At 57.9% G+C, this 23484-nt stretch carries 25 protein-coding genes; 18 read left to right on the top strand and 7 right to left on the bottom strand.

All coding sequences use genetic code 11. The annotated features are described in order from the left end of the window. The first annotated feature begins 31 nt into the window (after positions 1 to 31). Entirely contained in the window at positions 32 to 2452 is a 2421-nt protein-coding gene (locus tag R5C80_RS02125) for a hypothetical protein (RefSeq protein ID WP_319049607.1), read from the top strand. 173 nt (positions 2453 to 2625) lie between these two features. Here R5C80_RS02125 and R5C80_RS02120 read toward each other — a convergent pair whose 3' ends face one another. The 4 genes from R5C80_RS02120 to R5C80_RS02105 all read right to left on the bottom strand — a co-directional run bounded on the left by R5C80_RS02120 (position 2626) and on the right by R5C80_RS02105 (position 4994). Further along, positions 2626 to 3345, bottom strand: coding sequence for a hypothetical protein (locus R5C80_RS02120; protein WP_319049606.1), 720 nt, complete (start codon positions 3343 to 3345; stop codon positions 2626 to 2628). After that, complete coding sequence (locus tag R5C80_RS02115) at positions 3285 to 3884, bottom strand: hypothetical protein (RefSeq protein WP_319049605.1); 600 nt, start codon at positions 3882 to 3884, stop codon at positions 3285 to 3287. Before R5C80_RS02115 ends, R5C80_RS02120 begins: the two co-directional genes overlap by 61 nt. A 27-nt stretch (positions 3885 to 3911) precedes the next feature. After that, the gene (locus R5C80_RS02110; protein ID WP_319049604.1) at positions 3912 to 4559 is read right to left on the bottom strand and encodes a hypothetical protein; all 648 of its coding nucleotides are present in this window, start codon (positions 4557 to 4559) and stop codon (positions 3912 to 3914) included. A 210-nt stretch (positions 4560 to 4769) separates the two neighbouring features. After that, a complete protein-coding gene (locus R5C80_RS02105) occupies positions 4770 to 4994 on the bottom strand; it encodes a DUF2188 domain-containing protein (protein WP_319049603.1) in 225 nt (74 codons plus the stop codon). A 79-nt stretch (positions 4995 to 5073) separates the two neighbouring features. On the opposite strand from R5C80_RS02105, the gene R5C80_RS02100 reads away from it, so the two are divergent. After that, a complete protein-coding gene (locus R5C80_RS02100; protein WP_319049602.1) occupies positions 5074 to 5646 on the top strand; it encodes a hypothetical protein in 573 nt (190 codons plus the stop codon). On the opposite strand, the gene R5C80_RS02095 is transcribed toward R5C80_RS02100, so the two are convergent. After that, positions 5643 to 6041, bottom strand: coding sequence for a hypothetical protein (locus R5C80_RS02095; RefSeq protein WP_319049601.1), 399 nt, complete (start codon positions 6039 to 6041; stop codon positions 5643 to 5645). The two genes, R5C80_RS02100 and R5C80_RS02095, sit on opposite strands and share 4 nt — an antisense overlap. 216 nt (positions 6042 to 6257) lie before the next feature. On the opposite strand from R5C80_RS02095, the gene R5C80_RS02090 reads away from it, so the two are divergent. The 16 genes from R5C80_RS02090 to R5C80_RS02015 all read left to right on the top strand — a co-directional run bounded on the left by R5C80_RS02090 (position 6258) and on the right by R5C80_RS02015 (position 21185). Further along, positions 6258 to 7256, top strand: coding sequence for an ATP-grasp domain-containing protein (locus R5C80_RS02090; protein WP_319049600.1), 999 nt, complete (start codon positions 6258 to 6260; stop codon positions 7254 to 7256). A 75-nt stretch (positions 7257 to 7331) separates the two neighbouring features. Then, positions 7332 to 8471 (top strand): trypsin-like peptidase domain-containing protein, encoded by a 1140-nt coding sequence (locus R5C80_RS02085; RefSeq protein ID WP_319049599.1) that lies wholly within the window; start codon positions 7332 to 7334, stop codon positions 8469 to 8471. A gap of 69 nt (positions 8472 to 8540) precedes the next feature. Continuing rightward, complete coding sequence (locus tag R5C80_RS02080; protein WP_319049598.1) at positions 8541 to 9668, top strand: phosphoribosyltransferase domain-containing protein; 1128 nt, start codon at positions 8541 to 8543, stop codon at positions 9666 to 9668. Beyond that, a complete protein-coding gene (locus R5C80_RS02075) occupies positions 9658 to 10416 on the top strand; it encodes a trehalose phosphatase (RefSeq protein WP_319049597.1) in 759 nt (252 codons plus the stop codon). Before R5C80_RS02080 ends, R5C80_RS02075 begins: the two co-directional genes overlap by 11 nt. Next, positions 10409 to 11503 carry a cysteine protease StiP family protein gene (locus R5C80_RS02070; protein WP_319049596.1) on the top strand — a complete coding sequence of 365 codons (1095 nt, stop codon included), beginning with the start codon at positions 10409 to 10411 and terminating at the stop codon, positions 11501 to 11503. The genes R5C80_RS02075 and R5C80_RS02070 overlap by 8 nt, the downstream gene beginning before the upstream one ends. Continuing rightward, entirely contained in the window at positions 11503 to 12450 is a 948-nt protein-coding gene (locus tag R5C80_RS02065; protein ID WP_319049595.1) for an HpcH/HpaI aldolase/citrate lyase family protein, read from the top strand. Before R5C80_RS02070 ends, R5C80_RS02065 begins: the two co-directional genes overlap by 1 nt. Next, positions 12450 to 13178, top strand: a complete 729-nt coding sequence (locus tag R5C80_RS02060) for an HAD family hydrolase (RefSeq protein ID WP_319049594.1) — start codon at positions 12450 to 12452, stop codon at positions 13176 to 13178. The genes R5C80_RS02065 and R5C80_RS02060 overlap by 1 nt, the downstream gene beginning before the upstream one ends. 2 nt (positions 13179 to 13180) lie before the next feature. Then, a complete protein-coding gene (locus tag R5C80_RS02055; protein ID WP_019437802.1) occupies positions 13181 to 13774 on the top strand; it encodes a TerD family protein in 594 nt (197 codons plus the stop codon). After that, complete coding sequence (locus tag R5C80_RS02050; RefSeq protein ID WP_319049593.1) at positions 13771 to 14961, top strand: TerD family protein; 1191 nt, start codon at positions 13771 to 13773, stop codon at positions 14959 to 14961. Before R5C80_RS02055 ends, R5C80_RS02050 begins: the two co-directional genes overlap by 4 nt. Before the next feature lie 47 nt (positions 14962 to 15008). Continuing rightward, on the top strand, positions 15009 to 15458 hold the full coding sequence (locus R5C80_RS02045) for a tellurite resistance TerB family protein (protein WP_033997898.1): 450 nt from the start codon (positions 15009 to 15011) through the stop codon (positions 15456 to 15458). Between the two features lie 11 nt (positions 15459 to 15469). Beyond that, on the top strand, positions 15470 to 16504 hold the full coding sequence (locus R5C80_RS02040; RefSeq protein WP_033997897.1) for a TerC/Alx family metal homeostasis membrane protein: 1035 nt from the start codon (positions 15470 to 15472) through the stop codon (positions 16502 to 16504). A gap of 28 nt (positions 16505 to 16532) precedes the next feature. Then, the gene (locus R5C80_RS02035) at positions 16533 to 17111 is read left to right on the top strand and encodes a TerD family protein (protein WP_010792502.1); all 579 of its coding nucleotides are present in this window, start codon (positions 16533 to 16535) and stop codon (positions 17109 to 17111) included. Positions 17112 to 17144: 33 nt separating this feature from the next. Then, on the top strand, positions 17145 to 17723 hold the full coding sequence (locus R5C80_RS02030; RefSeq protein WP_033997894.1) for a TerD family protein: 579 nt from the start codon (positions 17145 to 17147) through the stop codon (positions 17721 to 17723). 134 nt (positions 17724 to 17857) lie between these two features. Further along, positions 17858 to 18883, top strand: a complete 1026-nt coding sequence (locus R5C80_RS02025) for a hypothetical protein (RefSeq protein WP_057391296.1) — start codon at positions 17858 to 17860, stop codon at positions 18881 to 18883. Between the two features lie 66 nt (positions 18884 to 18949). Then, entirely contained in the window at positions 18950 to 19927 is a 978-nt protein-coding gene (locus R5C80_RS02020) for a lysozyme inhibitor LprI family protein (RefSeq protein WP_057391297.1), read from the top strand. 64 nt (positions 19928 to 19991) lie between these two features. After that, positions 19992 to 21185, top strand: a complete 1194-nt coding sequence (locus R5C80_RS02015; RefSeq protein WP_319049592.1) for a DUF4236 domain-containing protein — start codon at positions 19992 to 19994, stop codon at positions 21183 to 21185. Positions 21186 to 21292: 107 nt separating this feature from the next. Here the strand turns inward: R5C80_RS02015 and R5C80_RS02010 are convergent, their stop codons facing one another. Together R5C80_RS02010 and R5C80_RS02005 are read right to left on the bottom strand one after the other, a co-directional pair. Then, the gene (locus R5C80_RS02010; RefSeq protein WP_319049591.1) at positions 21293 to 22552 is read right to left on the bottom strand and encodes a VWA domain-containing protein; all 1260 of its coding nucleotides are present in this window, start codon (positions 22550 to 22552) and stop codon (positions 21293 to 21295) included. A 200-nt stretch (positions 22553 to 22752) separates the two neighbouring features. Continuing rightward, the gene (locus R5C80_RS02005) at positions 22753 to 23256 is read right to left on the bottom strand and encodes a TerD family protein (RefSeq protein WP_052150437.1); all 504 of its coding nucleotides are present in this window, start codon (positions 23254 to 23256) and stop codon (positions 22753 to 22755) included. Positions 23257 to 23484: the final 228 nt, after the last annotated feature.

Here is a 23484-nt window from a genome sequence, read left to right as displayed (position 1 = left end):
CGATTAGCACTACAGCTTCGAGGATGATCCCTTGCCGTCCCAGTATTCACACAACACAGACGATCTCACACCGGTCGACGCATTGCCCGGATGGAAAAAGACACTGGGTGGGGTGCTGGCTCTTGGCATGGACCTCCTCAACGCTCGGCACGACTCCTCTTGGGATGAGGGCTATCGAGCAGGTGAAGCGTATGGCAGTGAACAGAAAGCCAAATCCCAAAGCCAATCCCACGCGGTAAGCACTACCACCGGACCGCTTGAGATTCGCGACCTAAGAGAGCGTTCCATTACTGCTCCGCGAATTGACCAGGTACTCATAGATGACGACAGGCTGGTCGTTTCCACAGGCCTTTTGGAGACAATGCAGCGAGATGCTGCATCCCTCCTGCCGGCGGATCTGCAGCCGACACCCGGGCAGTGGAAAGCCATCGCTACCAGTTCTCGAGCTCTGTTGGTGTCCGGCCAGGGCGGTACCGGGAAATCGTTCACCTTGGCGATGCGGGCGCTCTATCTGCACAAGTACCTGATGCAGCCACTTTCCTCGATCAGGGTTGTTGTGGATTGCAAAGAGGTGAAAGAGGAATTCGCTAAACGACTCCATTGGATGTTTCGGCGATGGAGCATCGAATGCTCGGAAGCAGATATTCAGGGATGCATCACTACTCCAGCAGCTGCAGCCCTGGAACTTGTGAACTCCCTTATAGGTTGGGAGAACGTACGGCCATTCGAAGTGAGGGTAAATTCCGATGTCTTCGAAATCAGGCCATTCGACACCAGGCTGTCATCGGCCCAGACCTCTCTCCTTCGGACCACGCATAGCAAGCTCTATCGCAGTAATCCCCGATACGCCGAACTGGTTGTGGGGTTGTTTCGCCAGTCCATGCTCTTGGAGCCGTTGGAAGTTGATCACCCCGACGTGGTTAAGCGTGCAGCGATAGGGTGGAAGTTGAGCCAGCACGATCAAGATCTTTGCGAGAAAGTCGAGACGTTATGGAAGGAAGCTGGTGCTTGGCCCTTGGACGGGATAAAGCCCGGTCGTCACAAGGTGGTGGTACGCGGCTGCGAATTCAGTCTTCATGGCTTCGTCCCGCGGCTAGATGCTTTTGTTCTGCTTGGATTCGATCGCACCGAGGATCGTTATCTGACCCGTGGGCCGGGAATCAAGCTCGAGGTATACAAGGAGTGTGAGATCAAGAAAACGCTACTCCAGGCCTACCTCGACAAGCCCGTGATCCATCTGGACAGCTATCAGGACGCCAAGCAGATGGTTGCGACGCTAAAAGCCTTGCCCACTACTGCTCCCGACTTCGGATACAGACTCCGCGGCGAACCAGCACATGTTCCACTGGTGGAAGCGTTCTACCAAGTAGCAACGCTGGTGGAGAACCTCGGGATGGGTGTCCCCCAGGCCGTAGGTAAACTCAACTTCCTTCAGAACGACCCGGATGCGCTGTTCTTCGAAGGTCTTGGGCACTTCTGGTTGGGTTTTGAAGGCGACCTGCTCGCGAACGACCCGCCCCTAATGACAATCAATCGACTCCTGGACCTTTTCTCTGAGCGGCACGGGGCGAACTTGAAGCGGCTTCCTGCGGCCGCGTTGAACCGATTCCGACATCTCCTGCTTGACGATGCACAGGATACGAGCGCCCCCACTGCAGACTTCCTACGGGGCATCCTTTCGGAGTTCAAACGTCGAGCGATCTCGCACAGAGATTCCGATCTTCTGCCCTCAACATTCACTCTCGCCGGCGATCCCGTCCAGGCTTCATTCGCAACCCAGGGGAGTTCAAGCCAAGGGCTTCGCCATTTCGACACTGAATTCAGGGTTTCAAACCCTACGCGCGTAATCCTCCAGGATGGCTTCAGAGGGCACCAGCACCTCATCGATGCAGCGTTCAGCGTGGTGCGGAATCAGGTGGACGTCGGAAGGCAGTCAACTGCCCTCATCGCCCCAACCAAACAGTCACCTGTGGAAATTCATAGCTTCGACTCTCATGTCCTGAGCCGGCTACTGCAGGAGGCCGTAGAAGGAGGAGGGGATGTGTTGGTCTTGGTGGACTCAATTGCGTCGTACCAGATGGCAGAAGCCGTAGTGGCCTACCTGGTGGGCCAGATCGATGGAGCGAGCTATAAGGGCAAGATCAAGATCCGACCTTTCCAACGTGCTCGGCCTGCGGTGGCAGAAACGGTCATCCTCGCGGGTAACTTCACCACTCGACCTAGATCCGACTTTCGCAATCAACTATTCAGCCTGGCGGGCAGGTGGGCTGAAAGCGGAACGAACCACTACGACTCACTATTGGATCAAGAGATTCAGCGTTTGATACACATAGGTATCTCCAGGGCACGGACCCGCTGCTTCTGGCTGCTCCCCCCGGTCGACTCATGCGCCCCACAATCCGCGGTTGGAGTATTGCCTGCTCTGAGCAACGCCATGGTCGATAAACGCTAGCCTTCAGCGATTTCTCTCGAAAGGTAGGCTCGACCGAACTCTCGAGGGGTCAGCGTCTCACAGTTTGCTATTTAGACAGCGGCCTTTGGAGGCAGCACAGCGATCCTGGCTTAACTAGCCCTGCTGTTCGATGAGGGAGAGGTAGCCTTAGACCAGATTATGATCTTCATGGTTCAGGTGAACTGAATAAAGAAGAAACCGGCGTCGTCGCCTTCCTTGCCACGGCGCGCCTGCATGTCCACGAACAGATAGCCGATGCCTTCGCCGAACAGCCCAGCATGCTGCGGGCTGGCTTCGGCCACGTCGGCATCCACCAGTTGCATCATGAACATGTAGCGCGGTGGTTCGTAGATCGGGTCCTGCAGCCAGCAGGGGCGGCCGCTGGGTTTGCTCAGGCCGATCCCGTTGTCCTCGTCCTCATGCTCCTCGTCATGCTCCTCGTCAGTCATTTCTTCAAAATCGATGAACGCTCGTTCCAGCAGCACGGGTGCATTGCTGGGCGCCAGTGGCTGGCTGGCGAGTTCATGCAGGATGACCCGGGCAAAACCAGCGTTGATGACGTTCTGCAGTTCCGACTGCTGATTGACTGTATGGCGACGCTGGAGCGGGCGGCCGAAGCCACCGTCCTGCTGTTGCTCGACGGCGAGAAAAACCGTGATAGCCATGCCTGGCGGGACGAACCGGGCCGGTTGGAACTGTTCGGTCAGGGTCAGTATGGGGGTCATCAACCCACCGGTTTGCGGGTTGGCCGGCCAAAAGGAAAGGTCCTTGAGCAAAGGCGTACCACCGATCTGGCCGAAGCCGCGGTCTTGTCGGGACAACACGATTTTCTTCATGGCGCGCTGGAAAGCAGGGTGAAGGTGAAGCACCCGGGACATTGTACTTCCAGCCATTCCTTGGCTCTTTCGCTCAGGAAGTACCCGCGATAAACATCTCCTTTGAAGAAATCGGCCTGTTCGTCGGCCTTGAGCACCTTGAGGTACTGGCCGAGGTCAGAGGGTTCATGCTGTGGGTCCTTGAGCAGGTTGAGCTTGCCCACGACGAACGCTTGCCAGTATTCCGGCATACGTTCGGCAAGCCCGGGGTCATGTGGAAGGAAATCGATGATCGAGGTCGGCCCTCCGTCCAGGTCGAGGTATTCGGTGATGGGCTTGCTGGTATCCCAGTGCAGCCAGTCAAGCTGCACGATGTGGGATTTCTCCAGGTATTCATACCGACTGATGCCTTTCAGGCCGCTTCGATCCAGGGCTTCCTTGACCGGCTGGGTTAGCACCAGCGAGCCCGAGCGGATATACGCAGGCGGCGTGAACGGCCCGGCGCGCCTGATGCTGTCCACATCGGTATCTTCATCCCAGGCGATCATGCCCTGGAGCAGTACCGCGCCCCAGTCTCCCCAAGGCGTTGGCAGGTTGTCCATATGGTAGATGTTCATAGCTGACGGCTGATCCTGGCCGGCCGTTCAGGCGTACTGAACGAAAAAGAACCCGGCTTCGTCGCCTTGATTTTTCCGCCGGGCTTGCTTGTCCAGATAGATGTAACCGATGCCATCCAGGAAGACCCCTTCCTGCTCGGGAGCCCAGCGGCTGATTTCATAGTCGGTCAGTTGCAAAAGGAGCAAGTACCGGCTTGGAACATAAATGGGATCTTGCATCCAGGCTGCTCGACCGAGTTGCTTGCTAATGCCCAGACCGGAGTCCTCGTCATCGTGCTCTTCGGCGAACTCCTCTTCGGTCATTGGCTCGAAATCAATATAACGGCGCTCCAGCAAGAGCGTTCCAGGCGGGGCGGGTAACTCCTCCTCACACAGCCGGTGGAGAATGAACCGTGCGTAACCATTTTGGATACCGGGTAGCTCCGCTTGCTCATGAAGTGAGTAGCGGTTGACAACAGACTGCTTGAAGCCGCCGGCGCGCTGTTTTCGAGCTGTGATGAATACCGTGGCAGCCATGCCGGGCGGAAAGATTTTAGCCGGCAGGAAGTTTTCTGTAACCGTACACAAAGGCGTCATCGGCTCTTGGGTGTCGGGCGCCAGAGGCCACAATCCCGGGTCGTCCATGCGGACGCTGCCACCCACCTGACCGAAGCCTTTGTCTCCTTCGGTAAACACTATTCTTAATAAGTGCATTTGGGGATACCAGACAAATTCAGGGCGTGCGCAATGTACGCTACGACGACGACTAATAACTTAGTGTTTTAAAAGCTGATGGAGCGATCGTATTATCATACTTGGCCGCGGTCGCACTCAAGCGGTGGAACCGCAAGAAAAACACCCCGCCGGACTGGCCAGAGGGCGACTATAGTACCTGACGGCAGTGTCCTACCCTTTGCTAATGCGCGGATCAGCGCTGCGGGGATAAGTGCGCTCATCCTCGAACTGCCCATTAGCCGTATGGATCTTCACCGAGACCGTGCGGCCCTCCATGTACCCAGGCAGCTGCTCTAGCAGCTGGGCCTTGGTTGAGGCATGCAGCAGCGCCCGGCTATCGCCTTGAAGATGCAGTTTCCAGCCGGAACCCTCGGCCACCACGAGGACTGCACCCAACCGGAAAGCCCACTTATCCTTCGACTTGAACCCTCAACCCCTACCGGTAAGCTGGCGCATAAGAATTCGAGAGGTGTCTATGAGCCCGATCCGCACTTGCTCCCCAATTGCGAAGAGAACAACCGAGACCTTCGTTGACTACGTCGACATTGGCGGCAAGCGTCAGAGAGTTGAATTTCAGCGGGAGGTTATCTGGCTCCAAGAGTCTGAGACGCAACTCCTGTACGTTCACGGAGGCAAGATCCTCACTAAGGGGCCGTGTCACAACGACTACTACGGATACCTCACCTCTCTCAATCCGCAAGAGCTTGGCGCTCTGAACCTTGCAGATCACTTCAGCGTTGATCAGCAAAGCACCCTGGATATCCAGCTAGTCACTACCGTTTTCCTGATACCCGTGCACGAGTCGAATGAGAACAAGGAGCACAACAGGACGAAACCTGCAGACTATCGGGATCACTACAGCTACATTCCAGATGGCTGGCGCTATGAGCGGCAGAGTGACGGGCACACGATCTACCCTCAGCCGGAGCGCGAAGAATTGGGTAAGGAGATCGTCTGGTCGACACAGTGGAGTGAAGAGGAAAACCTGCGGAAGCTGGAGGATTTCAAGCGCCAATGGGCATTTACCGTGGGCCAGGTGAGTAGCTAGTCCAGCTTGTCCAGCTCCTTGGTACGCTCATCAATGACTTTCTGGGCGGAAGAGAGGAGGGCTTCAGGATCAGCCCCTTCCTTCATCGCTTCGATTACCAATATCTGCATCTGATGCCGAGAGCGCCTGTTCAGGCGGAAATTGGTCTCAAAATCCAGGGCAGCCATGACCGTCGTCATTATGGCTGCTCCACCCGCAAGAATGGCTGACAAGTCAGATCCTAGCCCTTCAGGGATGAATGACAGCTTTGCAATGATGGCAGCGGATGCGGAGAGGACTGCTGAAAGGATCAGCAGCAGTCTGTATCCGATCTTCCATCGTATAGCTGAACACCGGTACCGAGATTCCTGTTTCTCGAGGACCGCCACGACCTGACTCATCCGTTCTGCATCCATTTCAGAGCGACCTTTACGGTGGACTTGCCCAGAGTGTAGCCAGCGTTTGCCATATCTAGTGGCAAAGTGACTTGTCTTTTGGCCAGCTCTTGCCGATACCCTCCAGTAGAATGCCCCGTCCGGTTGATACGCACGGAGCCCCCGTTATCGTCCCTTCCACCAACCACAGCTGTCCGCTCGTTCTGCCCGGGCGCGGCCTACATGAGGACACACATCTTGATCTGGTTTCTTGAGGGACAATCCAGCCAGCGCGACATTCTTCTAGGAGCGCGTGAGGCCCTACCACCGGAGGTAAAGATTTTTGCCTCACATCGCCAAGAAAGGTCTGAAATCACCGGTCTCGCCGACGTGAGCTTCCTTGAGCCGAAGGACAACCAGGAACGAATCGACTGGGTAATCGAGACTGCCTTGACCCATAAGATCAAAGTTATCCTGGCCGGCCGAGTGGGGAGTGTTTTCGAGGCCCAGCGTCGCCGATTCGAGGCTGCAGGGCTGGTGCTGGTTACTGGTGGTTCGACCATGAGCACGTTCGAGTTGGTGGACGACAAGAGCAAGTTCACTGCTGAAGCAGAGCACGCCGGACTTGCCTGCGTCCCCGCGATTACGGCAACCAACGCCCAGGAACTCATCGACGCCTACGAAACCCTTCGCGCTCACGGAGACGTTTGTGTGAAGCCAGCTGTGGGCATTTACGGCCAAGGATTCTGGCGATTCAAGTCTGAAGCGGACCCGTTCCGTTGCTTCGCCAACCCCGACTCTCGGGAAGTCCAGTTCGAAACTTACCTGCAAGCCTATCGCGCCGGTGGGGATCGTCCCGCCATGCTTGTGATGCCGTACATGGCGGGAAGCGAGTGCTCGATCGACATGGTTTGCGAGTCCGGCCGCCCGGTGGCATTCGTTGGACGCCGGAAGCAGGGCCTTCACCAAACCTTCGAGAACGACTCGGTAGCGGTCGAACTCGCTCTGAAAGCCGCTGCTCACTTCCAGTGTGATGGACTGGTCAACGTCCAGACGCGGGATGATGCGGATGGTGTCCCGCATCTCCTCGAGATCAATCCACGTTACTCGGGCGGCATCGGTTACACCCGGCATACGGGAATCAACCTGCCGGGAATCTTCGCCAGCAGAAGGCTCGGACTGCCCGAGCCGGTGAGCCAGTGGATACCGAATATCAGGGTGAAAGCCATTACCGTTGCGGTGCCAGTGGCGACCTGATATGTAATCAAGCCTCAAGTTTGATACTATTTTGCCGCTTTTTATAAGGTACGGGACTCAAGGAGCGAAGCAGGGATGATGGTGCTGGCGCCTGGCGCAAACACCGCTTTGGGAGCTGCGCAATGCTCCTGGACGCTGGAGTGCGGAAATTCCTCGGCATTCGGGGAATACGCAGCTGTTGCTCTGCTTCCACTAGACGATAAACGCCACCCCCAGGGGGAGGCAGCACTGTTCCAGGTCTCCCAGCCCTGGATGCAGTGGAGTGGCGCGCAGGAGAAAGTCAGCTGCAGCTTGAATCTCGCCCAACTGCCGACCGGCGCCGACCGTCTGCTCCTGGTGGTTTACACCTTCTCGGCAATGGGACCAGTCAGCGAACTCCGGTCCCTTCGCCTGCAAGTTGACTCTCAAATCGAAGTCAGCTTGGACCTGTCCGACAATGGCGAATCAGCAATCATCGTCGGCGAGTTCTACTGCCGCAACCAACAGTGGAAATTCCGAGCTCTCGCGGAAGGGTCGGCATACGGCCTCTCAGCGCTTGGACGTCGGATAGGGCTGAATATCGACGATGCCCATCCTCATCGCCGCTCCGGTAGCTCAGATCAGAACCGAGCGGCAGCCGGCGCGACCGGTACCGGCTTTGCTGTGACGTCCTCTCATATCCTCACGTGTGCGCATGTGATCGAGGGCATGCAAGAGATCCACATCGCTTCGTTCGAGGGGCGGCATCGTGCCGAGGCCGTAGTTGTTGACCAGCGAAATGATCTGGCGCTCCTCCGGGTGCAAGGCGCACCTGCCTTCAAACCAGTGGCTTTCCGCGATGGGATTGGCTGTGACCTAGGGGAAACAGTAGTTGCCCTCGGGTACCCACTTGCTGGGCTGGCCGGTGGAGGAATACACGTTACTCAGGGGGGCGTATCCGCACTCTTTGGCCTACACAATGACGCCAGCCTGCTCCAGTTCACTGCTCCGATTCAGCCGGGATCAAGCGGAAGCCCTCTGTTCGATGGTTCTGGATCGGTTGTGGGGATGGTGACCTCCACTGTTCCTGATGCGCAGAACATGAACTTCGCAGTCAAGGCTGGACTTGCCCTGGCGTTTCTCGACGCCTGTGGTGTAGAGCCCAATCGTACCCCGACAGGAATGACCTTCACGACATCCCAGATGGCCCGTGAAGCCCAACAATCGCTTTGGAAAATCGAGGCGCGGAATCCGTAAGCCCTATTCGGGTTGAAAGCAAGGGACAAGGCGTTAGGGTCACCCCTCGCGCCAATCAAGGAAGCAATCATGGAAAACAACGTAGTACCAACGTCCCTACGCGCCCAACTCAAGCGGGGGCTTCTTGAGGTCAAAGTCGACGACGCCGTCCTCCCTCCCGCGAACCTGTTCGGTTTTGCAGAGCGCCGGAATCCCAAACGGGCATTCCTCTTCGTATCCAAAGTGCTGGGCCGCCATATACCAGTGCGCCCATCGGTCATGGCCGCCAGCTTCGAGAGCCTGGCTGCTGAAATCCCGCCTGATCTCCCTGGACCGGTGCTGGTCATTGGCATGGCCGAAACTGCCGTAGGCCTCGGTGCCGGCGTGCACCGCGCCTTCAGCGCAACTCGCCCTGACAGCGTATACCTCATCAGCACTCGCCATCCCCTCGGCACCGAGCTCTTCGCTCGTTTCGAGGAAGAACACAGTCACGCCAGCGCCCACCTGATCCACATGCCCGTCGACCCAGTAGTCCGGGAAATGATGCTCCAGGCTCGATCGCTGGTACTGGTAGACGATGAGGCTTCCACAGGGAAGACCTTCGTCAACTTGCATCGCGCCCTGGTAGATGCAGGCTTGAGCAAGATCGAGCGTGTTGTCACGTGCGTCCTCACGGACTGGTCTGCTGGCGCTGTGCGCCATGCCATTGGCGAGCAGGCGACAGCGGTGTCGCTGATGCAGGGCTCCTATCAGTTCCATGAAGACCAGGCAGCGCCGCTGCCCGAAATGCCAGACGTAGGGGCCGTATCCATCGGAGAGTGGCCACTTTCGGCAGATAAAGACTGGGGCCGCCTGGGCGTCCGTCATGTGGAAGACACGCTTGCTCCCGAGATCCAGGTCCAACCCGGCGAAAAGATCATCGTGTTGGGTACCAGTGAGTTCGTCTGGCGTCCCTTCCTGCTGGCCGAGCGTCTGGAACGTGCAGGCGCTGATGTTCACTTCAGTTCCACCAGTCGCTCTCCAATCGCCTTGGGCCACTCCATTGAGCATGCCCTGTCGTTCTCTGACAACTACGGTCTTGGCATCCCGAACTTCCTCTACAACGTGAAGCCGGGGCAGTTTGACCGAGTCCTGATCTGCACCGAAACCCCCGCGCAGGCAGTACCTGCAGAGCTGGTTGCGGCCCTGAATGCAGAGGTGATTTTCGATGAGCAGTAATCGTCCCCTGGTATTTGTCGACCTCGACGACACCTTGTTCCAGACCGCTCGCAAGATGGTCGATGGTGCGCCGCGCACTACCGCGACGCTGGATGTACAAGGCCAACCCAATGGGTACATGAACCCGGTCCAGCACTCCTTCGTCAACTGGCTGCTGGCTTCGGCCGATGTAGTGCCTGTCACCGCGCGCAGCGTAGAGGCTTACAGCCGCGTCAAGCTCCCCTTCACCGAGGGGGCTATTTGCTCGCATGGGGGGGTGATGCTCCGGCCTGATGGCACACTCGATCAGGACTGGCATGGACAGATGGCCGAGTCCCTTTGGACCTTCCAGGCTCGACTGCCGGCGTTGAGCGAAGCAACCCTGCAGATCGGGAAGGACATGGGTTATTCGCTCCGCGGCTGGGTTGTGGAAGAAGAGGGCCTGCGCCACTACGTGGTGACCAAACACAATGAATCCGAGGACGCTGTCCTCTCCAAGGTCCTGAACGAGGTTCAGGCTCGAGGCATGCTGGAAGGCATGCACATCCATGCCAACGGCAACAACCTCGCTTTCCTGCCCAAGGGGCTGGCTAAGCGCCTGGCCGTTCAAGAATGGCTGCGCCGTGACGCCAAAATCAACGGCGAACGCCCGGTCCTCGGCTTCGGCGACAGCATCACTGACCTGGGATTCATGGACCTTTGCCACATGTGGGCTACACCCGCTCGCAGCCAATTAGCCAAGGCCGTGGAGGAGATGATCAATGAGTAATCTCCTCGCCACCCTGAACACCGTCGGCAGCGGTAGCTATGCGCCGGAAGACGTCCATTTCCTCCTGCAGTCGGTGGAAATGAATGTCACCGATGTCGAGGAGAAGGAGCGCCTGATTCAAAGCAATCAGAAGCACTATTCGGAGATGATCAGCCAAGAACACGCGCCTACCGACGTGCACAAGTCCCTGTACGCCCGTGCGCTTGTGCAGAACGGGGCGCGCATGGCTGAAGATGTTCAATCTCTGGCTTTGGCGTTGAATACCGCCTACACCGGCTCCAGCATCGCCCTGGTTTCCTTCGTGCGCGCCGGTCTTCCACTTGGCGTCCTGCTCCGCCGGGCACTGGTCGAGATGGGCCGTGACGCCCACCATTATGGCGTAAGCATTATCCGTGATCGCGGGATCGATACGGTGGCCCTTGAAGCGATCATCCAGTTGCATGGTGCTGAGAACATCGTCTTCGTGGATGGCTGGACCGGCAAGGGAGCAATTTCTGGCGAGCTCAAGCGGACGCTGGGAGCCGACAAGCGTTTCCCGGAAGAGCCACGTCTCGTTGTACTCGCCGACCCCTGCGGCCGCGCATGGCTCGCTGCCTCCGCAGAGGACTGGGTAATCCCGTCCGGAATCCTGGGCGCAACCGTTTCAGGCTTGGTATCTCGATCCATCTGGCCGACTCAAGGGGGGCTTCATGGTTGCGTGGTTTACGACCACCTGCATGAACACGACGTTACACGTGAGTTCATCGACAAGATCGAGGCTGAGCGCCAAGAGCTGAGCAGCGTTCAAATTGCTTCGCCCTGGACGTACGAGCAGCGCCTGAAGCTCCAGGCCGCGGCTGAAAACGTGGTCACCTCCCTGGCTACCCGCTTCGGTATCAGTAACCTGAACCGCGTCAAACCGGGTATTGCCGAGGCAACCCGAGCGGTCCTGCGCCGAGTACCCGATCACGTGCTGGTCCGGGATCGTAACGACGGCGACGTGCAACTCCTGCTGCATCTCACTGAGCGCGCGGGGGTAACGGTGGAGGAGGCCGGTGAGGCTCTTGGACCTTACCGTGCGGTAACCATCATCCGGAGTACGAACTGATGAAGGCGATTTCTCCATTCGCTCTCGGGGCGACTCTGTACATGCCGGCAACACGCGATGACATCCTGGATGTGGTGTTCGGGATGAAGATTCCTGAACTTCGCTCTCTGGTGGTATGCCTGGAAGACGCAGTTGCGGCGATCGACGTCGAAAGTGCGCTCGCAAATCTGCAAGCTCTCCTCATGGGCATCGACGCCCGTGGCGGCCGCCTAGAACAGGGGCCGTTGCTCTTCGTCCGACCTCGCGATGCAGAGATGGCTGCAGTGCTGAACGACTGGCCGCTGATGAAGCACATCAACGGATTCGTCGTTCCCAAGCTAACGCTGAAGTCTCTTGCTTTCTGGGAGGCCGCGGTCAGCAACCCTGATCTGTATCTCATGCCAACTCTCGAAACGAGCGATGTTTACGATCCGGGTGCCATGGTGGAACTCGGCCAGGCTCTGAAAACCAACCTGAACCAACGCATCATCGCTCTCCGGATTGGCGGGAACGACCTAATGGGCTGCCTCGGTCTACGCCGGAACCCCGCCACCACGCTCTACAACACACCGATGAGCTACGTGATTCCCATGCTCGCCGGCGTGATGGGAGCACAGGGCTTCGCCCTGACGGCACCTGTATTCGAGCAGCTGGCCACCCCCCATCTTCTTCGGGAGGAGTTGAAGCTCGATATAGCGCATGGACTGGTAGGCAAAACGGCAATTCATCCAAGCCAGATCAGCATCATTCAGGACACGCTCCGCGTGAGCCTGGAGGACTTCAACTGCGCCAAGCTGATCGTCAACGATGTGGCCCCCGCCGTCTTCAAGCACAACGACGCAATGTGCGAGCCGGCTACTCATTACAAGTGGGCAATTAACATCCTCGAGCGCGCCAAGTGGCACGGGGTAAAGCCCGCCGAAATGGGTAATGGCGAGCACAGTGTCCGCCTGGCCGAGGCTAACTGATGAGCATCGAAATGCTGGAGGCAGGGCCGAAAGGAGCGAAGGTGCTCTCGGTGTTTGACTTCGATGGAACCCTCACCCGGCACGACAGTTTCGTGCCGTTCCTTCGGTTTGCCTTCGGTACTCGTGAGTTCACCCTTCGCATCCTCAGGCTGGTGCTGCCCAGCCTGAGGTATCTCTCCCGTGGCATGTCCAGGGATGAGCTGAAGGCCCGGCTGGTGAGCACATTTCTCGCCGGCGTGGAAGCCAAATGGGTGGGCCAGAAAGCAGAAGATTTCTGCCAGTCGGTTTGGCCCAAGCTCATGCGGCCATCAGGGTTACGATCCGTCGCGGCCGAAATGGCGTCCGGAGCAGAAGTGACACTTTGCTCGGCCTCGCCGGCACTGGTTTTGCGGCCATTCGCCGACCGGCTCGGTATCAAGCTCATCGGGACAGAATTGGAAGTGGTCGATGGCCGCCTGACCGGCAGGATCAGCGGAAACAATTGTCGCTGCAAGAACAAGGTGCTCCGACTGGAAGCCATCTATGGCCCGCTGACCCAGTACCGGCTGAGGGCCTGGGGCGATACCCGCGGCGACCATGAATTACTGGCTGCTGCGCAAGATGCGCATTGGCGTCATTTTCACCCCGCATGGCGGCGTTCCCGCTCGCGGTTTAGCAAAGCAGGGGGTTCGGGGAGCGTGACTCCCCGTGCATCCCACCCGAACTCTAAAGATCAACAAGGAGCGTAAACATGGCACTCACCCTGAGCAAAAATCAGAGCATCTCGCTGGAGAAAACTGCCGGCAGCGGACTGACCTCGGTCAGCCTGGGACTGGGTTGGGACCCGGTGAAGTCCGGTGGATTCCTCTCCAAACTCATCGGGGGCGGCAACGACTCGATCGACCTCGACGCCTCCTGCATTCTGCTGGACGGGAACATGAAGCCGGTGGACCTGGTTTGGTTCCGTCAGCTCAGCTCGAAGGACGGCTCCATCAAGCACTCCGGCGATAACCTCACCGGTGAAGGTGATGGGGACGATGAAACCATCAACGTCGATCTTCAGCGCCTGCCGGCCTCCGTCCAGCACCTGGTATTCACTGTCAACAGCTTCCGCGGGCAGAAATTCGACCAAGTAGAAAATGCCTACTGCCGCATCGTGAACAACTCCAAGAACCAGGAATTGGCGCGCTTCAACCTCGCAGAGAAAGGCCAGCACACCGGTGTGGTGATGGCCAGCCTCAGCCGCAAGGGTAACGACTGGGACTTTAAGGCGATCGGCCAATCCACCAACGGCCGCACCGCGGATGACCTCGTCAACCTGGCCATTCAGGCGGTACGCGCATGACAACACTGGTACCTGGCGGTAATGCGCCGGTTGCCACCGGCCAACTGCGCGTGGACATCAGCTATACGCCGATCCCAGGCGCAGACCTTGATATCTCTGCGTTCGCCCTGACCAACACGGGGAAAGTCCGCGGCGATGGAGACATGTGCTTCTATGGCCAAACCAGCATTCTGAGCGGGGCAGTCCAGCTGACGGCCAGCTCGGCCGGTCGTGCTGAATTCACAGTCGATCTCAGTCGTGTTGATCCTGCCGTGGATAAAGTTGCGCTCACCGCGACCATTTACGAGAACAAGGCAACCTTCGATCGCGTTTCGACGCTGGCGCTGGCCCTTACGGGAGGGATTGAAGCTCAGATCCCAACACGCGGGATGAACGAAACGGCGCTCATTCTTGGCGAGTTCTACCTGCGCCAGGGAGCGTGGAAGTTCCGCTGTGTCGCACAGGGCTTCGCGGGTGGCCTGGAGCCGCTGGCTAAGCATTTCGGTGTCGATATTGCAGCGCCGTCGGGGAATCCGGCCCAGAACACGGCGCAGCCGGCACCCTCTCCTGCGCCGGTACCGCCAGCCGCGCCGAAATCGACGATCAGCCTTAGCAAGGTGACCCTCGACAAGTCTCGCTCAAGCATCAGCCTGGAAAAAACGTCTGCTGGCTTCGGTGAGATAAAGGTCAACCTGAACTGGAACCAGGGCGGCACTGGTCTGCTTGGCGGCCTTCTTGGAAAACGCAACGCGATCGACCTGGACCTGGGTTGCCTGTTCGAAATGCAGGACGGCAACAAAGGTGCTGTACAGGCGCTCGGTAAGCGGTTCGGTGATCTGCGCGAAGAGCCGTACATCCAACTGATGGGGGATGACCGTACTGGCTCTGTCGCTGGTGGTGAATGGCTTCACATCAACGGGCAACACTGGAGCGAGGTTAAACGGATTCTGGTGTTCGCCTTCATCTACGACGGCGCTCCCAATTGGAAGGCAACCGACGGGGTGGTGACCATCTTCGTTCCCGGGCAACCGGAGATCGAGGTACGCATGAACGAGGAGGGAGGTCGCCACGGCATGTGTGCGATTGCTCTTCTTGAAAACGTGAATGGGGCCGTTAAGGTCTCTCGCCGAGTCGACTTCCATCCTGGGCACGAAGAGATGGATCGAGCCTACGGCTGGGGGATGCGCTGGAAAGCGGGCTCCAAGTAAAACTTTTCCGGCGGGGCCCTAGTGCCCCGCTCATTGAGGGGGAACACATGCTCGAATGGCTGAAAACCAACGCGACGAAAGCTCGCGAAACACTGACGACCGAAGTTGCCAAGTTCAAAAATCGAACCTTCATGGAGGCACTAGCCAATGCGTGCGCGCTGATCTCCGCGGCGGATGGTGAGATCAAATCCGAAGAGAAGATGAAGATGACCGGCTTCATCAACAACTCCCCGGAACTGAAGGTCTTCAACCTGAACGACGTGATCAAGGTCTTCAGCGATGCCTGCGGCAAGTTCGAGTTCGACTTCCAGATTGGCCAAGCCGAAGCCCTGAAGGCGATCAGCAAGGTCAAAGGCAAGGACGGCGAAGCTCGCCTGCTGGTGCGTGTGGCCTGCGCCATCGGCGCTTCCGACGGTGACTTCGACGACAAAGAGAAAGCGGCCTGCCGCCTAATCTGCCTGGAGCTGGGCCTGAACCCGGCAGACTTCGAACTGTAAGGAACTGAAACGTGGAAACGACTCACATTGGCTTCCCACCGCTGACCATGGCGGTATTTATCGGCCTGGCGCTTGCCGCCCTGCTGCTGGACATGGTCACCCACCGCGATGACAAGCCGATCACTCTGGCGCGCGCCTCTATCTGGTCCGTGTTCTGGGTGGCGATTTCCCTGGCGTTCGCAGGTTTCCTCTACGTGCAACACGGCGCTGAAGTCGCCAGCCTGTTCGTTACCGGTTACGCCCTGGAGAAAGTGCTGTCGGTCGACAATCTGTTCGTCTTCATGGCCATCTTCGCCTGGTTCAAGGTGCCGGATGGTCTGCGCCACCGCGTTTTGTACTGGGGCATCATCGGTGCAATCGTTTTCCGTGGCGTGTTCGTAGCGATCGGTACCGGCCTGCTGGCCTTTGGTCCCTGGGTTGAGATCGTCTTCGCGCTGATCGTGGCTTGGACGGCGGTGATGATGCTCAAAGGTGGTGACGACGATGATGCTGAGGAGGATTACTCCCAACATCTCGCCTACCGATTCGCCAAAAAGCTCTTCCCTGTATGGCCGAAGCTGTACGGCCACAACTTCTTCGTGAGTCGTAAAAAGCTCGAAGTCGAAGTCCAGAAGACCGAGAACAAAGGCATGAGCCTGGCGGCGAAGGGCGGTCTGTTCGCCACCCCGCTGTTCCTCTGCCTGGTCGTAGTCGAGGTGTCTGACGTACTGTTCGCCTTCGACTCGGTACCGGCGGTAATCGCGGTGAGCCGCGAGCCCCTGATCGTCTACTCGGCAATGTTGTTCGCAATCCTGGGCCTGCGTACCCTCTACTTCGTCCTCGAAGCACTGAAGCGTTACCTGGTGCACCTCGAGAAAGCGGTCGTCGTGCTGCTGTTCTTCATCGCCGCCAAGCTCGGACTGAACGCCACCGACCACCTGTTCCACCACGGCATCAGCATCGATCCGAACACCAGCCTGCTTATCGTCCTGGCAGTTCTGGCAGTCGGCATCCTGGCAAGCGTGATCTTCCCCGAAAAGGAAGAAGCGCAAGCCGAAAACCAGTAATCAGTAGCAACCACAAGGAGCTGTATACATGGCACTGTCTCTTCAAAAAGGTGGCAACCTCTCCCTGTCCAAAGAAGCACCTGGGCTGACCAAGATCCTGGTCGGTCTGGGCTGGGACCCGCGCTCCACCGATGGCACCCAGTTCGACCTCGACGCCAGCGCTTTCCTGCTGAACGCCACCGGCAAAGTCCGCGGCGATGCCGACTTCATCTTCTACAACCAGTTGAAGAGCCCGGACGGTTCCGTAGAGCACACCGGTGACAACCGCGACGGCGCCGGCGACGGTGACGACGAAGCTATCAAGGTCGACCTGAGCCGTGTTCCGGCCGACGTCGACAAGATCGCCTTCACCGTGACCATCCACGACGCCGAAAACCGTCGCCAGAACTTCGGCCAGGTCAGCAACTCCTTCATCCGCATCGTCAACGAGGCCAACGGCTCCGAGATCGTTCGCTACGATCTGGCCGAAGACGCTTCGACCGAAACCGCGATGATCTTCGCCGAGCTGTACCGTCACAACAGCGAATGGAAGTTCCGCGCTGTCGGCCAAGGCTACGCTGGTGGCCTGAAGGCCCTGGCCAACGGTTACGGTCTGACCGTCAACTGATCCCTCACCCCAACTTAATCAAGGAATCACACCATGGCAGTATCTCTCTCGAAGGGTGGCAACGTCAGCCTGTCCAAAGAAGCACCTGGCCTGAGCGAAGTCGTCGTAGGCCTGGGCTGGGACCCGCGCGTTACCGATGGCACCGAGTTCGACCTGGACGCCTCGATCTTTATCACCGGTGAAAACGGCAAAGTTCTGAACGACTCCAGCTTCATCTTCTACAACAACAAGAAGTCCACCGATGGCTCCGTCGAGCACCTGGGCGACAACCGCTCCGGCCAGGGCGAAGGCGACGACGAGCAAGTCAACGTCAAGCTGACCGGCCTGGGCGCGGACGTGAAGAAGCTGGTATTCGCCGTCACCATCCATGACGCCGAAGCTCGCAAGCAGTCCTTCGGTCAAGTGGGCAACGCCTACATCCGCGTCCTGAACAAGGCCGACGGCAAGGAAATCGCTCGCTACGACCTGTCCGAAGACGCCTCCACCGAGACCGCCATGATTTTCGGCGAGCTTTACCGTCACAACGACGAGTTCAAGTTCAAGGCGATCGGCCAAGGTTTCGCCGGCGGCCTGAAGCCTCTGGCTGAAGCTCACGGCGTGAGCATCGGCTAAGCAGAAAGGCAGGAAAAAGCCCCGGCAAGGCCGGGGCTTTTTCATATCTGTCGGAAGGGAACGAATGTCACGACCGGCAACTCTCCAATTGCTGCGCCGTACAAGCTGTGTGTCTGGACAAGGAAAATCGCGAGATGAAACTCAGGTTGGTTTTGGCTGTAGGTGGCGTGCTGGGGCTAGTGGGCTGTGATGCTGTCACTGATTTCAAGCTGGGTATGGCGCAGCGGGAATTGCGCGAGGAATGCTTCGGTAGCTTCACGAACACCTGCGTGAGCAAGACCATCGACTTCAATATCAAGGTGCTCGAGTCAGTGCCTCTTTCTGGGCCGGAGGACAAGAAGGGCATCATTGCGATGTTCGGCGACGAAGGGTGGGATCTCTGGGAGGAGTCCGAGGAGGAAGTGAAGGACCAGGTGATCGAGATCCTCGAATCAAGTCGCCCTGGTTTCTTCTCCCGATGGTTCCTGGGTGACGCCCAGCCATTCGATGAGAAAGGGGTAATGGAGCTTGCGCCGAGTGACCTGAAGCCGTTCCAGGATCGTGCCAAGGCAGTGTTTGTCAGCAAGCTGAAGGCAGCAGGGCTGAAACCTAATGCTGAAGCAGCTGCGAAATACAACGATGAGAAACAGCCCCCTCAACAGCAAGAAGCTCCAGCTACCCTAGGCTCCGCAGAGCACTCCGATCGACCGGTAAGTGAAGTGTCGCAGCAATCGCAGCTTCAATCGCATGGACTTCCCGCCGGCGGACATGCACTGACCTTGCCGGCAGCCATCGATAGCCTTGTCGCTGCCGAAGTTTCCTCTGACGGCGGAAGTGAGTACGAAGAAGGTCGCAAGGTTGTTCAAGTGGATCTCAATGGCGACGGTGCAGAGGATGCTGTTGTCCTTTTCACCATCGAAGGGCAGGGCGGTGGGAACGGCTCGTACCAAACCCTGGCTGCCCTGTACAAGGAGCCGGACGGCTGGGCCCTCAAGCAGAAGCTTGTCGTAGGTGGCGCAACAGACATCCAGGTCTTGGGCCAGAACATTTTCGGTTTGAAGGTCTTGACCCACGGCGACGACGATCCAATGTGCTGCCCGAGCCTCGAAAGCGTCGTTAGGTACAAGTGGACCGGAACAGCCTTCGCTGAATTGACCGCCGCTAGCCAGAGCGCTGGCTGAACCTCCATTGGGCCAGGACAAATCCTGGCCCTGCTCATCGTTACCTTGGACTCATGGAAGTAGGCAATGCGAAGCATCCTAAAGAGTATCGTCCTGTACGCCACTCTGATTGCAGCCGGGCTAGGATCGGCCCAGGCAACGAGTTTTGACTGTGCAAAAGCAAAGACCTTTGCGGAAGCGACAATCTGCTCATCTGAGCCTCTTCAGCGTCTGGATGAGGACCTGAATTCTGAGTATGTGAAGACTCTCGGGCGGGTGACGGAAATGACCAAGGGTCAGGTGCGCCAGGCACAGAGAGAGTGGCTTAAGCGCAGGGATTCTTGCCAAACACCCAGCTGTGTTTCAGTAGCCATGACAGACCAGATCCGAGCACTGGCACTCTGGGGAACAGAGCCGAATGTAACGGGAATCTCTCCAAAGCTCACAGCCCAGTTTCAAAAGACTGACATCGGGGGAGACCACCAGGCTGTTTTGCCACAGAAGCTGGTGCACCGAGAAGCAACCACTGTGCATTCCCAATCGACTACGCCAACCACCAAGCCTGAGCTCACTACGAGCTCGCAGGCTTTTAAGATTGGGGTGGTGGCCATGGTACTGGTATTGCTCATCTGCATTTGGCTGCACTCCAGGGGCTCGATGACCATCTACCAGGACTATACCGACGCCCTCTGGACAACGATGACCCCAATCCTCGGAGTAGGGGCTTATTTCCTCGTTAAGTGGCTGGAGTTCTCCTCAGAGATCGCCGCTTGGTCAGCCTTGCTTTTGCTGGCGTTGATGAGTGTCCAGATCCTCATTCAGACCTACCGCAGCAACGGCCCATCCCTGTATTTCCTGCTCTCGCTCTACGCGAAGGTTGTCCTGTTCACGCTCTACCTGCTCCTAATGGGCCTTTTGCTGCTTGGCGGGACAACAAAGGCGGACCGTCGCCGGCGGCGTGGATGGGCAATTGCTGCAAGCGCATTGTTTGCCTTCTTTACCGCCTGGATGTGCCGTAACCGGCAGTTTTCACACATTGACGACTACCTCGCCGGCCGGACATAGCTTGGCATCGACATCGACCTGCAAGTGGGCAGGCCGGCGTCCCCAGTGAATCTCGGAGGAAGATATGGGGTTCCGCTTCAGCAAACGTATTACGATCGTTCCCGGCGTTCGGCTCAACATCAGCGGTTCGGGAATCAGTACCTCTGTTGGTCCACGCGGATTGAGCCTAACCATGGGCAAAGGTGGCACCTACATTAACGCGGGCCTGCCAGGGACTGGCCTTTCCTACCGTGAACGGCTGGATCGATCTGGCCAGAGGCGCGCACCTGGTCCATCTGGAGAGACAGCGGCCTATTCCGGGCCCATAAAGGTCAAAGTCGACGATGATGGCTCGTTGATCATCACAGATCTGGAAGACAACCTGCTTCCGCCCGAGATCGTTAAGCGCGTTAAGGTGGAGAAGTGTGAGGAGATCCAGGCGCTTCTCGAAAAAGCTGCAGCAAAAATCAACGAAAGGCTCGAAGAGTGCCTTTCGGTGCACATGATGACTCCCAGGCCAGGTTCTCTGCCGGCGCTTCCTCCTGCGTTCAACCTTGAAGAACCGCGCCGACCATCCATTGACGCGCCCGGGCTACTCGACAAGATGCTCTTGCGAAGTGCCAGGATGGAAAGGGAGACTCAGGCACTGGAGGCCCAGTACCAACAGGATCTGGCTGAGTGGAACTCCGCCCGCGACGCCCACGAGAAGGCACGTGCCGAAATCGAGAAGGCCATCCGGCTGGCTGCAAAGGGATATAGCGCTCAAATGGAGCGCGCGCTGGACTATGTGCTTTCCGGCATCGCCTGGCCGAAAGAAACACTCCTCGAGTACGAGTTCTCCCACGACGTTACTGGAATAGCCCTGGACATCGACCTGCCCGATGAAGGTGATGTGCCGAACAGAACCGCTGAAGCCAAAGGCAATGGCAAGCTCAGCTTCAAGACCAGGTCCGAAGCTCAGACTCGAAAGGACTTCGTCTCCCTCTGTTACGGCACCGTTTTTCGTGTGGTTGGGGAGGTATTTGCCTTGCTCCCAGGCATCCAACAGTGCCTTGCGTCCGGGTACATTCAGCGCACAATTCCGGCTACGGGGCGTATCGAGGATCAATACGTAATCTCGGCGCTGATCTCTCGTGATCAATGGGAAACCTTGGACTTCAACCGGCTGGAAGCGATCGATCCAGGTGCGACATTGACGGCATTCGGGGCAGTGGTGAGCCTCGACAGAGCATCGCGGTTCCGTGAAATCAGCCCAATGGATTTAGCCACCCTAGGCTGAACCATGTGTCCGAGGTCATCGCTCCTAAAACAGAAAACCCGCCATCTAGGCGGGTTTTTGTTTTGAAGTGGCGTCCCAGCTAAGACACCGGTGGGTTCTGGGGCGCGCTAGGCGATGATCCCCTTGGCTGAAGCTTCCTTGATCCAGCTCGGGAATTCCTCCATGAGCTGGTCGTAGAGCTGCTCCTCGCTTACCTGGTGTAGGTCATCCAGAGCGAAGAATCCGCAGTTGTCGACCACTCGCCCTTTCATGTCATCAAGCTTTTCCAGGATGCCATAGCCCTGCCCCCCAAGGCCAACGAACTGCCAGTAGAGGGGCAGCTTCGCAGCCTCGGTCATGAGCTTGGTGATCTTCCTGTTCTCGTGTACCCCACCGTCGCTGATGAAGAGAACATAAACGGGCGACCGGTCACCGTCGTTGAGGTAATAGCTGATCACCTGCTCCATCACCCTGGGCTCGTCGTTGATCCGGCTACCAACGTTCCAGTCACGCCAACCGTAATTGTCGGTGTTGATGAAGTCTTGGTAGTTGCTCAGGGTGATCTCGGTGAGCTTTTGCGGCTTTGCTGCAAAGGCCCAGCAGTCAATTGAGCCATCATCATCAAAGTGGACGGCCAGGGGCAGCAGTCTGTTGACCACCTCTTGAACACGACCCTTGGAATACTGGGAGTTCATGGAGCCCGACGCATCGAGAACCAGCGCAACACGCGCCTTCACATGAGTCAGCTTCGCTTTCTCGAGGCTTACCTGGGCCTTTTTGGCCAGGCTGATCAGTTGCGGAGCCGCGGCCGCCACCTTCTTTTCCAGCGAAATGGTGGCTTGAACGGGGGCTGGCGCAGGGGAACTTGCGGGAGGTGCATCATCAGCAACCTCGCCCCCGAAATGCCTCACCAGGGCGCTGAGCCCTTCGTTGAAGCCTTGGAGATTCGACGCCAAACGCCACTGGCCATCCTTGCGGTAGACGTCTGCTACCATGATGGCCTTCTCCGCGGCGAACGTGTTGCCAGCGAAGGGGCAGGTGGCAACAACTTGACCGGCCGGGTCCTTGATTACAAAAGATGAGGACTGGATATCGCGCATGGCACCGGCCCCGTCGATTGCCGCGGTAAACACCAAGCGATCGATGGAGGGGGGAAGTCCAGCCAGGCTCAGACTGAACTCTGCTCCAGCTTGCTTCAAGCTGCCGCAAGGGGAGATCGGCTGGTTGAAGAAGATCATGTAGCGATCGTCCGAAAGCTTCCCCGCAGCATCCAGGCCGAAACAGGCGAGGTCGACTGTATGGGGGGAGTTGATCTGGATCGCGAGGGATAGAGACTGGCCCTGAATGAGGTTCGATAGAGGGATACGTTGCCCTTGGCTGATCTGCATTTAGTGCTTCCTTGAGAGTTCTAACGTGCACCAGGTGCTGGAGGGATAGTACCGCGCCCAGGGAGCGCGAGTGGCTCGAATGTGCAGCCTTGAGTTACTGCGCATGCCGAACGATAACGCCGGAGATTGAACAACCAAGCCCCTAGCCAGCCAGCGTGGTTGAACTGGGCTGACACAGGGTAATTGCCGGTGATACCTCTTCAACACCGCCCACCGTAATGCCTCACCAAGGCGGTGAGGTCTTCGTTGAAACCTTGAAGATTCGACGCCAAATGCCAGTGGCCATCCTCGCGGTAGAGATCCGCGACCATGATGGATTTCTCCGCCCCGAAGATATTGCCGGCAAAAGGGCATGTGGCAACGACTTCACCCGTCCGGTCCTTGATTACAAAGGTGGAGGGACGAATATTGCCCATGGCGCCTTCACCGTCGATTGAAGCGGTGAATACCAACCGTTCTATGGATGACGGTAATCCTGAAAGTTTCAGGCTGAACTGTGCACCAACCTGTCTCAAGCTGCCGCAAGGAGAGATGCGTTGGTTGTAGAAGATCAAGTTGCGAGCGTCTGACAGCTTCCCGAAAGCATCCAGTGCGAAACAGGCAAGGTCGACTGTAGGGGATGATTTGATCTGGATCGCGACGGAAAGGGTCCGTCCCTGAATGAGGTTAGACAACGGGATTCGTTGCCCTTGGCTGATCTGCATTGAGTGCTTCCTTGAAAGGTCTAAAGTGCACCAGGTGTTGGACGGGATAGTGCCGCGCCCGGGAACGCGAGTGGCTTGAATGTGCAGCCGTATGCTTTTGCACCTGTAAGACCATAACGCCGAAGATTGAACAACCAAGCCCCTATCTCTCCGGCGTTCCCTCAACCGTGCTCGTAGCGGCACGCTTTGGCTTGAACCGAGCAGCAACCCCGTTAGATTCAAATCCAG

It is taken from the genome of Pseudomonas sp. On1 (assembly GCF_033783325.1).
This window is presented reverse-complemented; position numbering and strand designations above follow the sequence as displayed.

Coding starts and splice junctions, on each gene's coding strand:
- R5C80_RS02120 (WP_319049606.1), bottom strand. CDS start 3,345: ATGGCTGGAAGTACAATGTCCCGGGTGCTTCACCTTCACCCTGCTTTC.
- R5C80_RS02115 (WP_319049605.1), bottom strand. CDS start 3,884: ATGAACATCTACCATATGGACAACCTGCCAACGCCTTGGGGAGACTGG.
- R5C80_RS02100 (WP_319049602.1), top strand. CDS start 5,074: ATGAGCCCGATCCGCACTTGCTCCCCAATTGCGAAGAGAACAACCGAG.
- R5C80_RS02095 (WP_319049601.1), bottom strand. CDS start 6,041: ATGGATGCAGAACGGATGAGTCAGGTCGTGGCGGTCCTCGAGAAACAG.
- R5C80_RS02085 (WP_319049599.1), top strand. CDS start 7,332: ATGATGGTGCTGGCGCCTGGCGCAAACACCGCTTTGGGAGCTGCGCAA.
- R5C80_RS02080 (WP_319049598.1), top strand. CDS start 8,541: ATGGAAAACAACGTAGTACCAACGTCCCTACGCGCCCAACTCAAGCGG.
- R5C80_RS02075 (WP_319049597.1), top strand. CDS start 9,658: ATGAGCAGTAATCGTCCCCTGGTATTTGTCGACCTCGACGACACCTTG.
- R5C80_RS02070 (WP_319049596.1), top strand. CDS start 10,409: ATGAGTAATCTCCTCGCCACCCTGAACACCGTCGGCAGCGGTAGCTAT.
- R5C80_RS02065 (WP_319049595.1), top strand. CDS start 11,503: ATGAAGGCGATTTCTCCATTCGCTCTCGGGGCGACTCTGTACATGCCG.
- R5C80_RS02060 (WP_319049594.1), top strand. CDS start 12,450: ATGAGCATCGAAATGCTGGAGGCAGGGCCGAAAGGAGCGAAGGTGCTC.
- R5C80_RS02055 (WP_019437802.1), top strand. CDS start 13,181: ATGGCACTCACCCTGAGCAAAAATCAGAGCATCTCGCTGGAGAAAACT.
- R5C80_RS02050 (WP_319049593.1), top strand. CDS start 13,771: ATGACAACACTGGTACCTGGCGGTAATGCGCCGGTTGCCACCGGCCAA.
- R5C80_RS02045 (WP_033997898.1), top strand. CDS start 15,009: ATGCTCGAATGGCTGAAAACCAACGCGACGAAAGCTCGCGAAACACTG.
- R5C80_RS02035 (WP_010792502.1), top strand. CDS start 16,533: ATGGCACTGTCTCTTCAAAAAGGTGGCAACCTCTCCCTGTCCAAAGAA.
- R5C80_RS02030 (WP_033997894.1), top strand. CDS start 17,145: ATGGCAGTATCTCTCTCGAAGGGTGGCAACGTCAGCCTGTCCAAAGAA.
- R5C80_RS02025 (WP_057391296.1), top strand. CDS start 17,858: ATGAAACTCAGGTTGGTTTTGGCTGTAGGTGGCGTGCTGGGGCTAGTG.
- R5C80_RS02020 (WP_057391297.1), top strand. CDS start 18,950: ATGCGAAGCATCCTAAAGAGTATCGTCCTGTACGCCACTCTGATTGCA.
- R5C80_RS02015 (WP_319049592.1), top strand. CDS start 19,992: ATGGGGTTCCGCTTCAGCAAACGTATTACGATCGTTCCCGGCGTTCGG.
- R5C80_RS02010 (WP_319049591.1), bottom strand. CDS start 22,552: ATGCAGATCAGCCAAGGGCAACGTATCCCTCTATCGAACCTCATTCAG.
- R5C80_RS02005 (WP_052150437.1), bottom strand. CDS start 23,256: ATGCAGATCAGCCAAGGGCAACGAATCCCGTTGTCTAACCTCATTCAG.